Genomic DNA, 12802 nt, shown 5'->3' on the forward strand with positions numbered 1-12802 from the left:
GGTCGTTGTCGGCGTTGGCGATCAATTCGTCGGCGGCCCTGACCCTGACGTCCCAGCTCGAGGCCGCGCTCCAGCCGTCGTCAAGCATGATCATCAGCGGCGCCTTGCTGCCGGCGAGGCCTGTTTGCGGATTCCAGATCGGCCCGGCGGCGGCGAAAATGACGAGGGCCGCAGCCAAAAGGCGGAGCGCAGTCAGCCACCAGGGCGTCCGCGAGGGTGTTTCCTCGCGCGGAGCGATGTCGAACAGCAGGCGCGTCGGCGGAAACTCGATCCGGCGCGGCCGCGGCGGCATCACGCGCAACAGCCACCACAGCACCGGCAGGCTGACGAGCCCGATCAGGAGCAGCGGTTCGGTGAAAGCGAGCGGCAATCCCATCATGCGGCCGGCCCCGCCTTGATGGTGGTGGTGCGCGCGCCCGATTTGCTCACTTGCATGCCGGCGTGCAGATAAAGCAGCAGCTCGGCGGCGGAGCGGTCGGTCGCGTGCGTCGTGAACAGCCAGTCGAGCCTCGAGGTCTCGGCGCGGATCTGGTCACGATGCAGCGCGAGCCGCGCGGTGTAGTCCTGCGCCCAGCTCTCGGCGCGGCCGGCGGTGATCACGCCGAAGCCTTCGGGCTCGACGAACTCGATGCGGCCGGAATAGGGGAACGATTCCTCGGCGGGATCGACGACCTGCACCATCGTGCCATGCGCGCCGGAGCCGGACAGCCCGGCCAGCGTCGCGCTGATCTCGGAGATCGGCGACCAGAAATCAGACAGCACGATGATCTCGGCGAGCGCGGACGGAACGAAGGACGGCGGCAGGCTGAGGCGGTCGGCCTCGTCATGCAGCATCGCCTGCGCCATCTTGTCGATGACGCTGCGGCTCGCTGTCGGCGCCATCAGCCCGGGAATGCCGACGCGTTCGCCGCCCGACACCAGCAGCTCGGCCAGCGCGAAGGCGACGATCAGCGTGCGCTCGAGCTTGGATTCGCGTGCGGTCTTCGAGGCGAACGCCATCGACGGCGAGCGGTCGGGCCAGATCCATACCGTGTGCGAGGCTTCCCATTCGAGCTCGCGGACATAGAGATGGTCGTCGCGCGCCGAGCGGCGCCAATCGACGTTCTGCGCCGGCTCGCCGGAGACGAAGCGGCGGTATTGCCAGAAATTCTCACCGGCGCCGGCGCGGCGCCGGCCGTGCAGGCCGTGGATGACGTTGGCGGCAACGCGGCGGGCTTCCAGCACCAGGCGCGGCAGCGAAGCGGCGAGCGTGCGGCTTTCGCCATCGGCACGTCGGATCGCGATGATCTCCTTCGCTGTGTGCCCGGTCTCTGCGGCCATCAACCGATCCGTGTCTTCAATTGCCGGATCACGTCCGGAATCGTGCGGCCTTCGGCGCGCGCCTGGAACGTCAGCGCCATGCGGTGCTTCAGCACGGGCTCGGCAAGGTCGAGCACGTCGTCGATCGACGGCGCGAGGCGTCCGTCGATCAGCGCGCGGGCGCGCACGGCGAGCATCAGGGATTGGCTGGCGCGCGGGCCGGGGCCCCAGGCGATGAACTTGCCGGCTTCGCCGCTCTCCTCGCCCGGACGGGCCGAGCGCACCAGCGACAGGATCGCCTCGACCACGGAATCGCCGACCGGAAGGCGGCGGACCAGCCGCTGCGCGGTGATCAGCGCATCCGCGCTCATCGAGCCCTTCGCCAGCGTCTCCTCGGCCCCGGTGGTCTCGAACAGGATGCGGCGCTCGGCCTCGCGGTCGGGATAGTCGACGTCGATCTCCATCAGGAAGCGGTCGAGCTGCGCTTCGGGCAGCGGATAGGTGCCTTCCTGCTCCAGCGGGTTTTGCGTCGCGAGCACGTGGAATGGTTTTGGCAGATCGTGACGTGCGCCGGCGACGGTGATGTGCTGCTCCTGCATCGCCTGCAGCAGAGCCGATTGCGTGCGCGGGCTGGCGCGGTTGATCTCGTCGGCCATCAGGAGCTGCGCGAACACGGGACCGGCAATGAAGCGGAAGGCGCGCCTGCCCGCGGTGCTCTCGTCCAGCACCTCGGCGCCGAGGATGTCCGACGGCATCAGGTCGGGCGTGAACTGGATGCGCTTGGCGTCGAGGCCGAGCGTGACGCCGAGCGTCTCGACCAGCTTCGTCTTGGCAAGGCCCGGCACACCGATCAGCAGTGCATGGCCGCCCGAGAGGATGGTGACCAGCGTGTTCTCGATGACGCGGTCTTGGCCGAAGATGACGGATGCGATTGCGTCCTTGGCCGCGCGAATCTGGGCCGACACCTGCTCGGCTGAACGAACGATTCCGTCCTCGAGTTTCTCGACACTCTCCGCCATTCGCTCGCTCCTTCAGCCGGCCATGCGGCTTGCTTGCGTCGCCACTTTCCTGCGTCGTCACGCCATCACATGGGCCCTATGCTAGACTTGCAGGAAGGCCATGTATTCGTTGAATTAACCTATCCCCACCTTATCGGCTTAAGGGTATGTAGGGCATCACGAAGTGGCGACCTCCACACCGGACTTTTCCGGGATGGAACCGAGCACCAATCTGCAACGTAGACCTGCACCAATCGTGCCAAATGACAAAGTCCGGGCAAACCATGGCGAACCAAGGGCAGAGTGCCGATCGCGGTCTTGAGGGGCTGACTGCCGCCGCCAAAAGTGCTGCCAATGCCGAAGGCGCCAGAAAGGGCCTGCCTCCGGTGCATCTGTGGAATCCGCCGTTTTGCGGCGATCTCGACATCCGAATCGCTGCCGATGGTACTTGGTTCTACATGGGGACGCCAATCGGCCGTCACGCCCTCGTCCGCCTGTTCTCGACCATCCTGAAGCGCGAAGGCGACAAGCATTTCCTGGTGACGCCGGTGGAGAAGGTCGGCATCCGCGTCGACGACGCGCCGTTCATGGCGGTCGAAATGCTCAGGAGCGGCGAGGACAACCATCGCGTGCTGAGCTTCCGCACCAATGTCGACGACTGGGTGACCTGCGATGCCGCGCACCGGCTGCGCTTCGAGCAGGCGGCGGATGGCGGGCTGACGCCCTATCTGCACGTCCGCGCCGATCTCTGGGCCAAGGTGGCCCGTGCGCTCTACTACGATCTGGTTGACATGGGCGAGGAGCGGATGGTCGATGGCCAGCCGATGTTCGGCGTCGAGTCGGCCGGCGAATTCTTCGCCATGGCCGACGCGGAGCAGGTGAGGGCCGCGCTTTGAACAAGCCTATCCCCAATAGCGAGCCTGAGCGCGAACCCGTCGCGCTGGGAGCTATGGATTTCTTCGCCCGCTCCAGGGCGCGGCTCGGCTTCGACGTGCCGCCCGGCCTCTACGATCCCAACATCATCCCGGCCTCCGGCGATCCCGGCACCGACAAGATGCTGGAGATCATCGCACGCGAGCAGCCGGTGCGCCCCGCAGCGGTGCTGATCGCCGTGGTCGACCATCCCGAGCCGACCATTTTGCTGACGCAGCGCTCGGCCCATCTCAACGATCACGCGGGACAGATCGCCTTTCCAGGCGGCAAGATCGACGCGACCGATGCGTCCCCGCTCGATGCCGCGTTGCGCGAGGCCGAGGAGGAGGTCGGCCTGTCCAGAGACTTCGTCGAGCCGATCGGCTATCTCGACCTCTACGGCACCGGCTTCGGCTTCCGCATCCTGCCGACGGTCGCGAGGGTCAGGCCCGGCTTTGCGCTCACCATCAACCATTCCGAGGTTGATGATGCGTTCGAAGTGCCGCTATCCTTCCTGATGAACCCGGCGAACCACCAGCTGCACAGCAAGGAATTCCGCGGCATGGAGCGCTTCTACTACGCGATGCCGTTCGCGGAGCGCTACATCTGGGGAGCGACGGCCGGAATGCTGCGTGTGCTGTATGAGCGGATCTATTCGTCATGATCCGGCCGGTCCTGACCGAGATCGGAATTTTCCTCGTCCCCTTTGCCGTCTATGCGTTGTTCCTGGCCGCGACCCGTTCCGGCCTGTTCGTGCAAACGTCCTGGCCGGTCACGATCGTCTCCCGCCTCGTCCTGGTTGCGCTCGCGCTGGTGATCGTGGGCCTGGTTGGCCTCGCACAATTCTCCGGCGGCGGACCGGATTCGACCTACGTTCCCGCCCATATCGAGAACGGCAAGTTCGTGCCGGGCACGGAAAGATAGGATCTCGACGATGAGCGCGGAGCCGATCCTTGCGCCGATCCTTGCCGATGCGCCCTGGCTGACCGCAGGCGGGACCGCGCGCGTGCTGCGGCTGCTCAACACGGACGGCGAGGAGGCGCGGGTGGTCGGCGGCGCCGTGCGCAACGCGCTGCTTGGCCTCGTGCCCGGCGACATCGACATCGCGACCACGGCGCTGCCCGAGGAGGTGATCCGGCGCGCCAAGGCCGCCGGCATCAAGAGCGTGCCGACCGGCATCGAGCACGGCACCATCACGCTCGTCATCGACGGCCATCCTTACGAAGTCACGACGCTGCGCGAGGACACCGAGACCTTCGGCCGCAAGGCCAAGGTCGCGTTCGGCCGCGACTGGGTGAAGGACGCCGAGCGGCGCGACTTCACCATGAACGGCCTGTCGGTCGATGCGGCAGGCGTCGTTTACGACTATGTCGGCGGCATTGCGGATGCCAAAGCGCGCCGCGTGCGCTTCATCGGCGACCCCGACCAGCGCATCGCCGAGGATTTCCTGCGCATCCTGCGCTTCTTCCGCATCCACGCCGCCTTTGGGGTGGGTGAACCTGACCGCGACGGCTATCTCGCCTGCATCCGTGGACGGGCGGGTCTTGCCAGCCTGTCGGCCGAACGGGTGCGCATGGAGATGCTGAAGCTGCTGGTGGCAGCTCGCGCCTCCGCGGCCGTGCTGGCCATGGCCGACGGCGGATTGCTGCAAACGCTGATCGGCGGCGTCGCCTATACCGGGCCGCTCACCACGATGATCGCGATCGAGCGCGAACTCGGCCTTCCCGCCAGCAGCACGCGGCGCCTCGCCGCGCTGACGGTCGCCGTGACCGAGGACGCCAAGCGCGTTGCCGCGCGCCTGCGGCTCTCCAATGCCGAGGCCAAGGCGCTGGATTCGATGGGCCATCGCTGGTGGCGCTTCGCCACCAAGGACGAGGCGAATGCGCGGCGGCTGCTCTACCGGCTCGGCCCCGAGCGCTATCACGATCGCGTATTGCTCGGCTGGTCGCGCGCCGCCGGCGAGGTGCATTCGCCGCGCTGGCGCGCGCTTGCCGAGCTGCCACAGCGCTGGACTGCGCCGAAATTCCCGCTGCGCGCCGCCGATTTCATCGCGCGCGGGCTGGCCGAAGGGCCCGCGCTCGGGCATGTGCTGACGCTCGCCGAGGACGCCTGGCTTGCGGCGGATTTTCCCTTGGATGAAGCCGCGCTCGCCTCCATCGCCGACCAAGCTGCGGCACGCGTCAGCCGCGACGGGAAAAATTGACCATCGTCTCAGGCTTCGCCGATATCTCCGCGACCTTCACCAATCTCAGCTACGATCGTTCGTCCCCATTCGATACTGCGTCGGTGAGCAGCCGAAGAGATTGCGGAAGCGGCGATTGAAGTAGGTCACTTCATTGAAGCCGCAGGCAAAGGCGATGTCGCTCACCTTCGTGCCGTCGTGGCGAACGTCCGACAGCATTGCCCGCGCCTTCTGCAAGCGCAGTTCGAGTACGCGCTCGGAGAATGTGGCGCCGCTTTCGAGCAGCAAATCGCTGACATAGCGGCGCGACAGATTAAGGGCATCCGCGATGGTCGTGATCGACAGAGACGGCTCGGCGAAGCGCTTCTCGATGATCGCGATCAGCTCGCGCTGTCGCGCGGCGCGCAAGCCGCGTTCCGCCGCGATCTCCGCGACCTCGCCGCGCGCGCCGAGCGCCAACACGATCAGATCTCGGAGCATGGTCTGGGCGTGCCGCGTCAACGCCGGGTCTTCGCAGACTTCATCGGCTTCAAGGAGAAAATTGATCGTACGCTCCAGATGCCGTACCGCCGGATTGGCTGGGTCGAGCAACATTGCCGAACGAGCATCGGCATGCGGAACAAGTTTCAGAATTTGCGCACGAGGTATGGATGCCAGATTCCATGCCGTGAGGCCGTTCGTAAAGCTCGAGACCGGTTGGGCGATGTTGAAGGCGACGACGCTTCCCGGCTTCAGGTCAAGCCCCTGGTTTCCCGCGGTCCATAATTGCGGCTGGGGGCTGCGGTAAAAACCGACTAAAATGTCGTCGCGATCATTGGCCACGTGCTTGCGCGTGCGCACGTAGTGCCCCGTCGTCGTGGCAAACCGGCCGACGCTCAATTCGCCAAGAAGGACATTCTTCGAGGAGGTATGGAATGGCTTGTCCTCGGCGTGCTTCATGTCGGCCTTGCCGAGCTGCTCCATCCATATGTCGTGCCACAGGCGGAAGCGGGCCTTGTCATTCAAGTGGGATGGAAGCTGGTCCGATGAAAACTCTACCTTTGGCATATCCGTCCACGATCCTCGCGCACCGGTTCCATTGGTATCATGAGGCCGCGTGAAAGGCATCCGGCCACCTGTCCACCGATGTGATGCAAAAGCGGACCGCCGTGCATTCCCGGTCAAATTCAATGCCGGATAGATCAAGACTTCGGCTGCCGACCGTTGCGCCGAAATCACATTCGCCAGCGATCCTGGCGCCGTACCGTTTCGATCAAGCCCAGCACCTTCGCGGACAAGACGACCCAAGCGCGACTCGGTAGTCTTTCTGAACGATGGAATTGTTGGGAATTTCTAAGCATGAGACGATTGATCGTGGCCGCTGTTGTCGCTTCAGGCATGATGCTGTCGCCGGCAGCGGCTGCCGACCTGCCGGTGAAGGCAAAGCCCGTCCCGGTCTATGACTGGACCGGATGGTATGGTGGCGTGAATGCCGGCTATGGTTGGCAAGACGAGAGCGCGGCTTACACCGGCGATTCCCTCGCCGATCCAGTGACGGGTGTCGGCCGTGGTGCGGGCACTGTGTTCACCGATAATCTGGCGATAGGTTCGCTGCAAGCGGGCCCAGAAGCGACCAATCCGACCTACCGGCAATCGCTTCGCGCTTCCGGCTTCACAGGTGGCGGACAGATTGGCTACAATTGGCAGATCGAGCGCAAATGGGTCGCGGGTTTCGAAGCCGACCTGCAATACGCCAACATCAAGGGCGATGCGTTGTTTAAGGCGCCCGATGAGGGCGGCGTTACGCTCTCGGCCGCCTCTTCCCATCAACTCGACTGGTACGGCACCCTGCGCGGCCGGATCGGCTACTTGTTGAACGACCGCCTCCTCGCTTTCGGTACAGGCGGCCTCGCCTATGGTGGAACGAAGGCACAGGCTGCCATCTCGATCATTGGTCCGATGGGCTGGAACGTCGGCGCCGGATTCGTCACAAGTATTATCTGTCCCGGCTTCACGACCTGCCTCGCAGGATCATCGTCGCAGACCTCAGTCGGTTGGACGGCCGGAGGCGGCCTTGAATACGCAGTGCTCCCGAACGTCACGATCAAGGCCGAATACCTGCACATCGACCTCGGCGACCAGAATGTGAAGCTGACGGTGCAGAGCCCGGCGACCGGCAATGGCTTCGTCAATGTCAAGTTCAGCAACGCTTACGACATCGTTCGTATGGGGATGAACTTACGGTTTTGACGCACCCGGGGCGACCGAAGCTGCGCCCCATCCGGCGGCCGCCTGCTTGAGAAAATGTGAAGTCGGACATGTGCTGACACTCGCCGAGGACGCTTGGCTTGCGGCCGATTTTCCACTAGAGGGAGCCGTACTCGCTTCCATCGCCGATCAAGCTGCGGCACGCGTCAGCCGCAACGGGACATCGTGACCATCGTCTCAGGCTTCGCCGACATCTCGATACTTCAGCTCCTGCTGGTCGCGTTGATGGCGTTGTTTGCTTCGATCATCGGTGGTCTCGCCGGCTACGGCACCGGCGCCCTGATGCCCTTGGTGCTGGTGCCGCTGGTCGGCGCCGAGCCCGTGGTGCCGATCATCGCGATCTCCGCGATGCTGACCAATGCGAGCCGCGTCGTCGCCTATTTGCGCTATGCCGACCGCCGCCGCGCGCTGATCGTGCTCGCCTGCGCTGCGCTGACGACCGCGCTCGGCGCCTACGGCTATACGCGCCTCACCAATGCCGGCGCGGCCCTCGTGATCGGCACCATGCTGATCCTCAGCGTGCCGCTGCGCCGCGTGCTCCGCAGCCGCGAGGTCAGGATCGGCGACACCGGCCTTGCCGCCGGCTCGGTCGGTTACGGCGTGCTGGTCGGTGGCACCTCGGGCTCCGGCGTGATCCTGCTCTCGCTCCTGATGGCCGCGGGCCTGGAGGGCGCTGCCGTGATCGCGACGGACGCGATGATCTCGCTCGGCACCGGGCTCATCAAGATCTCGGTGTTTGGCCTCGCCGGCGCCGTCACCGCGCAGGTGCTCGCCTTCGCGCTCCTGATCGGCGGCATCGCGATCCCCGGCGCGTTCCTTGCAAAAGCCTTCGTCGAGCGGATGCCGGTGCACATCCACGCCGCGATCCTCGACGTTGCCGTTATCACCGGCGGGCTGGTGATGATCTCGGCTGCGGCGAGGCAAATCCTAGCGTAGATGATCGCGGCGCGGTTGGCGTTCGCGCTTGAACCGTGGATCGAATCTCGCACTGACAATGTCGGCTCGCGGGTCCAACCCGAAGGATGGACATGAGTGAATTAGGCCCGACGATCCCAGCGAATGGATGGGCGCTGATCTCCGCCGAAGAGCGAGCTCTGGCCTATCCGGGGACATTTCAGCTGCCGCCTTTAGCCGAGCGGCATTCATTGTCGCCTGGAGACGCTGCAAAGTTGCTCTTCGATATTGAAACGAAGGAGAAAGGCCAGATCATCGGTCGAGGCGTTGATCGAATGTAGGTGATCGTCAAGACGAAGACAGAGCACGGCTATCTCGGAGTTCTCGACAGCGATCCGGGCCATGCCGAGAACTTGACGCTACGCCCGGGGAGCCAAGTCATCTTTGGACCCCAACATGTGGTCGATATCGGGCAGCCACCACGCAGTTACATTGTCGAGCGGTACGGTGAATCCTTCTTTCAAGAATAACAAAGAGCGTTACGATTTCCGCTCCTGGCCCTGGGCTGACTTCCGCTCCTCGGCCGCGCACTGCCCGCTTTCGAGAGTTGAGCGGAATATCGTCGTGGAGCTGCGCTGGCATCCTTTGACCCATAGCGGCCCTGGACGATCGACGCCCATAGATGCGGTCGCGAACCGGCCGGCTAAACTCATGCACCAAGTTACTTGGCGTTCAAATCCAGCGAAGGGGCCGCTACGGTCCCATACCAGCTGAGGCTGGATGGCCCGGCACCTGGAAGCGCTTGCCCGTATCCGTTACGTTGGCGCCATCGACCTTCAATATCGAGAAGTCCTGTGTTAGGTAATTGCCGACGAGAAGGTATTTGCCATCAGGCGTGAATACCGCGGCCTCTGGCAAACCACCGACCTCGATGTCTTGGATCTTAGTGACTTTCTTGCCATCAATCTTCAGCACCGAAATGCTGCCGTTCCTTTCATAAAAGTACGCGTTCTTCATGTTGGAGCCGCGGAGAATGACAGAGACGGCGACGTCGCCCTTGGGGCTGATGGCTAGTCCTTCTGGTCCATCGCCAACCACCACGCGATCGATGATGCGCGGCGGATTGGCCTCGAGATCAATGACACTTGCTGTGTCGACGCTGCCGTCCGACGCGCCTGCGTTGCCATTGTCGGAAGTAAGCGCGATATTGCCGCCAGGTGCTACCGCGACGTTGTAGGGCCACTGGCCGGTCGGCATGTCTATCTTTCTATAGGTCACCTTGTCGCCGGCGATGTCCAGCAACGAGATCTTGTGAGCAGGAAAGCGGGCGACGAGCGCGCGCTTACCGTCGGGCGTGAATGTCACGTGCGATACGCTATCGGGCATCGCCACGGTGTCAGTAATCTTCACGTTGCTACCGTCTATCGAAAGGACACTGATTGAGTTGTCTCCGCGATTGGCGACCAGCGCCATCTTGCCGTCTGGACTGAAGCTCAGCCCTGAGGGTTGTTTTCCACCGGTCAGCGTGGCAGCCAGTTTAGGCGGGTTGGCCTGCAGGTCGATCACGTAGATCTTGTTGTCCAGGACCTGCTTTGGTGCGTCACCATCCTTGACGACATCGACGGAGTCAGCCACGAGCGCGACTGTTCCGGTTGGACCGATCGCAACGTTCACCGGCGGTCCGACCACCGAGTTCTTGAGCGGCAGAGAAGCGATGATCTTCGGGCTCTCGGGGGCTGCGAGATCCACGATCAGGACCTGGTCCTTGCCCGGCGCGGCTAGGATCGGCTTGCCGTTGTCGTCCCATAACAGCTTCTCGTCGAGGCCGACGATCATAAGCGGCTTTGCGTGCACAGAGCTAAGAAGGCTCGTACCCAGCAGGATCGCGGTCGCCAATGAGGGGCTCACGGTGCGGCTAGCTGACATTTCGGCGTCCTCCCAAAATACACTCGGCCTCTTCGGGGCCGATGCTGGCAGCTTACGCTGGGAACCGTTCATGCGCTAGTTGGTGTCCACCACGTGCACCATCGGCGAAGCTACGGTGGGTTCAGCGGCGCGAATTGCTCGCGTTGAGCTTTTCTCAACTTGACCCAATGCGGTCATCAACACTGCTAAGTTCGTCTCACCTTCGATCCGTCTGGGACTTCGTTGCCTTTGGAGCCTGCGGCTATGACAGACGATAACTCCCAAAGGGGCGTTCTCAAGAGCAATTCACTTGGCGAACCGAAAGCGGCGCGCGAGCCTTCACCGATTAGACGACTACCGATGCGCTCGGGGGAGGAACTTGATCCCGTGGCTCGTCAAATATCATTGGATCGCCACCTCATGCGGAAATTTCGGCAAGTTATGGGGTGCGGGGACGAGGAGCGCGCGGGGCGATGGTCGATGAAGTCCGGCTTATCGCCCAAACAATCGACCCGAGCATCAGCTACGCCGAAGGTGCCCGTGTAAGTGTCTGCTTGATGCAGATCGCTCACGATCAATCCAAAGATGGATAGCGCACTTGCTGTACGGTTATGGCCCATCAGCGAAGTTGCGCGTCGGCTGGCGGAGGTCCGCTCGTTGCGGCAGAGCGGACGAGATTTGCTCAGCTTGAGTTCTTCGCATTTTGACCCTGGCTGTGTGAAAAGCCACGAGTCGGTTACGATTCCTCCGTTTCCTAATGGGGGATACGGATGGGACGCTTCGTTGAAGGCGCGGACAGATCCCAGCTGACGCTCTTGCCGGAATGTCTGGAGGATTGGGTAGACGAGGGCAACGGGGTCCATGTGATCGATGTGTTTGTCGAGGCGCTCGACCTGCATGGAATGGGATTCGAGCGTGTGATCGCGAAGGAGACGGGCCGACCTTCCTATCATCCAGCAGTCCTTCTGAAGCTTTACATCTACGGTTATCTCAATCGGGTGCAATCCAGTCGCCGCCTGGAACGCGAGGCGCGCCGCAATGTCGAGGTGATGTGGCTGATCGGGCGCCTGGCTCCCGATCACAAGACGATCGCCGATTTCCGGAAGGATAATGGCGCGGCGATCCGGAAGGTTTGTGCGAAGTTCGTTGCGCTATGCCGGCAAATGGGCCTGTTGCAGACCCCAAGCGTCGCAATCGATGGCAGCAAGTTCAAAGCAGTGAACAACCGCGATCGCAACTTCACGCATGCCAAGATCGCGAGGCGGATGGCGCAGATCGAGGAAAGCGTCGGTCGATATCTGCGTCAACTCGATAGCGCCGATCGGCAGGATCCATCGGAAGCGATCAGCATCAAGACGACGAGGATCAAGGAAAAGATCGCTCGGCTGAAGCAGGAGATGAGCCGCCTGGAAGTGCTTGATGCGCAGATGCGCAACACGCCGGATCAACAGATATCGCTCACCGATCCAGATGCCCGTTCGATGGCCACCAGCGGACGCGGATCGGGTGTGGTCGGCTACAATGTTCAGGTCGCGGTGGACACCGAACACCATCTGATTGTTACGCATGAGGTTATAAACGTCGGCAACGACCGTGGGCAGCTTGCTCGGATGTCGAAGCAAGCCAAAGAAGTGCTCGAAGTGGACAAACTCGAGGCGGTCGCCGACCGTGGCTACTTCGACGGAGAGGAGATATTGGCCTGCGAAGAGGCTGGCGTTGCAGTCACGCTGCCCAAGCCCATGACGTCGAACGCCAAGGCGGAGGGCCGGTTCGGCAAACAGGACTTCGCCTACCTGCCTGATGAGGACGTCTACCGCTGCCCATCCGGTCAGCTGCTGCCGTATCACTTCACCAACATCGAGCATGGCATGACGCTGCGCCGTTACTGGTCGACAGCGGCGTGCCAAGGCTGCGCGATCAAGAGTCAATGTACGCCGTCCAAGGAGCGTCGCATCACGCGCTGGGAGCATGAGCATGTGGTCGAGGAGGTCCAGAGACGGCTCGATTCCGATCCCGACGCCATGCGGAGGCGGCGCGAGACAGTCGAGCATCCCTTCGGCACGATCAAAGCCCGTATGGGTGCGACCCACTTCCTGACGAAGCGGCTACGGAATGTCGCCGCTGAGATGGCGCTGCATGTTCTCGCCTATAACCTCACGCGGGTGATGAACATCGTCGGCAAACCGAGCCTGATTGCAGCCATCCGCGCCGCCTGAAGGCCGGAAAGGCCTCCAAAAGCGCAATATCCCGCCGCGATACCCACTTTGGCCGGTCATTGGACGCTCCGACGCGAGACATCGGCCGCCTGCAACGATTGGAATCACGGCCGCGTGCCGACCTATCCGTTTGCACACACCCAAGACCC

The 12802-nt window shown here is 63.2% G+C and carries 13 protein-coding genes; 8 read left to right on the forward strand and 5 right to left on the reverse strand.

What is annotated here, in order from left to right; genetic code table 11:
• The 3 genes from A5906_RS44860 to A5906_RS23555 all read right to left on the reverse strand — a co-directional run.
• Positions 1 to 379, reverse strand: a 379-nt coding sequence (locus tag A5906_RS44860) for a BatA domain-containing protein (protein WP_245326869.1), incomplete at its 3' end; no start/stop codon positions are given.
• Positions 376 to 1320 carry a DUF58 domain-containing protein gene (locus tag A5906_RS23550; RefSeq protein WP_080137677.1) on the reverse strand — a complete coding sequence of 315 codons (945 nt, stop codon included), beginning with the start codon at positions 1318 to 1320 and terminating at the stop codon, positions 376 to 378. The genes A5906_RS44860 and A5906_RS23550, both read right to left, overlap by 4 nt.
• Positions 1320 to 2318 carry an AAA family ATPase gene (locus A5906_RS23555; protein ID WP_080137678.1) on the reverse strand — a complete coding sequence of 333 codons (999 nt, stop codon included), beginning with the start codon at positions 2316 to 2318 and terminating at the stop codon, positions 1320 to 1322. The genes A5906_RS23550 and A5906_RS23555 overlap by 1 nt, the downstream gene beginning before the upstream one ends.
• A gap of 263 nt (positions 2319 to 2581) precedes the next feature.
• Here A5906_RS23555 and A5906_RS23560 point away from each other — a divergent pair, with 263 nt between their 5' ends.
• Genes A5906_RS23560 through A5906_RS23575 form a run of 4 tightly spaced genes read left to right on the forward strand, consistent with a single transcriptional unit; the run spans position 2582 to position 5412 of the window.
• Positions 2582 to 3193, forward strand: coding sequence for a DUF1285 domain-containing protein (locus A5906_RS23560; protein ID WP_080137679.1), 612 nt, complete (start codon positions 2582 to 2584; stop codon positions 3191 to 3193).
• Positions 3190 to 3873, forward strand: coding sequence for a CoA pyrophosphatase (locus A5906_RS23565; protein WP_080137680.1), 684 nt, complete (start codon positions 3190 to 3192; stop codon positions 3871 to 3873). Before A5906_RS23560 ends, A5906_RS23565 begins: the two co-directional genes overlap by 4 nt.
• The gene (locus A5906_RS23570) at positions 3870 to 4133 is read left to right on the forward strand and encodes a DUF6111 family protein (RefSeq protein ID WP_080137681.1); all 264 of its coding nucleotides are present in this window, start codon (positions 3870 to 3872) and stop codon (positions 4131 to 4133) included. The genes A5906_RS23565 and A5906_RS23570 overlap by 4 nt, the downstream gene beginning before the upstream one ends.
• A gap of 10 nt (positions 4134 to 4143) precedes the next feature.
• Positions 4144 to 5412 carry a CCA tRNA nucleotidyltransferase gene (locus tag A5906_RS23575; protein ID WP_080137682.1) on the forward strand — a complete coding sequence of 423 codons (1269 nt, stop codon included), beginning with the start codon at positions 4144 to 4146 and terminating at the stop codon, positions 5410 to 5412.
• A gap of 45 nt (positions 5413 to 5457) precedes the next feature.
• On the opposite strand, the gene A5906_RS23580 is transcribed toward A5906_RS23575, so the two are convergent.
• On the reverse strand, positions 5458 to 6354 hold the full coding sequence (locus A5906_RS23580) for an AraC family transcriptional regulator (protein WP_161495422.1): 897 nt from the start codon (positions 6352 to 6354) through the stop codon (positions 5458 to 5460).
• A gap of 390 nt (positions 6355 to 6744) precedes the next feature.
• On the opposite strand from A5906_RS23580, the gene A5906_RS23585 reads away from it, so the two are divergent.
• From A5906_RS23585 to A5906_RS23595, 3 genes are all read left to right on the forward strand, one after another.
• Entirely contained in the window at positions 6745 to 7620 is an 876-nt protein-coding gene (locus A5906_RS23585; protein WP_210189983.1) for an outer membrane protein, read from the forward strand.
• Positions 7621 to 7803: 183 nt separating this feature from the next.
• A complete protein-coding gene (locus tag A5906_RS23590; RefSeq protein ID WP_080137685.1) occupies positions 7804 to 8574 on the forward strand; it encodes a sulfite exporter TauE/SafE family protein in 771 nt (256 codons plus the stop codon).
• Positions 8575 to 8666: 92 nt separating this feature from the next.
• On the forward strand, positions 8667 to 8873 hold the full coding sequence (locus A5906_RS23595; RefSeq protein WP_136615446.1) for a hypothetical protein: 207 nt from the start codon (positions 8667 to 8669) through the stop codon (positions 8871 to 8873).
• A gap of 412 nt (positions 8874 to 9285) precedes the next feature.
• On the opposite strand, the gene A5906_RS23605 is transcribed toward A5906_RS23595, so the two are convergent.
• The gene (locus A5906_RS23605; protein WP_245326870.1) at positions 9286 to 10428 is read right to left on the reverse strand and encodes a YncE family protein; all 1143 of its coding nucleotides are present in this window, start codon (positions 10426 to 10428) and stop codon (positions 9286 to 9288) included.
• A gap of 779 nt (positions 10429 to 11207) precedes the next feature.
• Between A5906_RS23605 and A5906_RS23610 the strand changes: the two genes are divergently transcribed.
• The gene (locus A5906_RS23610; protein ID WP_136615447.1) at positions 11208 to 12653 is read left to right on the forward strand and encodes an IS1182 family transposase; all 1446 of its coding nucleotides are present in this window, start codon (positions 11208 to 11210) and stop codon (positions 12651 to 12653) included.
• The last annotated feature ends 149 nt before the right edge of the window (positions 12654 to 12802 follow it).

Source organism: Bradyrhizobium sacchari (assembly GCF_002068095.1).
GTDB lineage: Bacteria > Pseudomonadota > Alphaproteobacteria > Rhizobiales > Xanthobacteraceae > Bradyrhizobium > Bradyrhizobium sacchari.

Excerpts from the sequence above, each read along its gene's own strand:
- A5906_RS23610 (WP_136615447.1), top strand. The coding sequence starts at position 11,208 with ATGGGACGCTTCGTTGAAGGCGCGGACAGATCCCAGCTGACGCTCTTG.
- A5906_RS23580 (WP_161495422.1), bottom strand. The coding sequence starts at position 6,354 with ATGGAGCAGCTCGGCAAGGCCGACATGAAGCACGCCGAGGACAAGCCA.
- A5906_RS23570 (WP_080137681.1), top strand. The coding sequence starts at position 3,870 with ATGATCCGGCCGGTCCTGACCGAGATCGGAATTTTCCTCGTCCCCTTT.
- A5906_RS23560 (WP_080137679.1), top strand. The coding sequence starts at position 2,582 with ATGGCGAACCAAGGGCAGAGTGCCGATCGCGGTCTTGAGGGGCTGACT.
- A5906_RS23555 (WP_080137678.1), bottom strand. The coding sequence starts at position 2,318 with ATGGCGGAGAGTGTCGAGAAACTCGAGGACGGAATCGTTCGTTCAGCC.
- A5906_RS23575 (WP_080137682.1), top strand. The coding sequence starts at position 4,144 with ATGAGCGCGGAGCCGATCCTTGCGCCGATCCTTGCCGATGCGCCCTGG.
- A5906_RS23595 (WP_136615446.1), top strand. The coding sequence starts at position 8,667 with ATGAGTGAATTAGGCCCGACGATCCCAGCGAATGGATGGGCGCTGATC.
- A5906_RS23550 (WP_080137677.1), bottom strand. The coding sequence starts at position 1,320 with ATGGCCGCAGAGACCGGGCACACAGCGAAGGAGATCATCGCGATCCGA.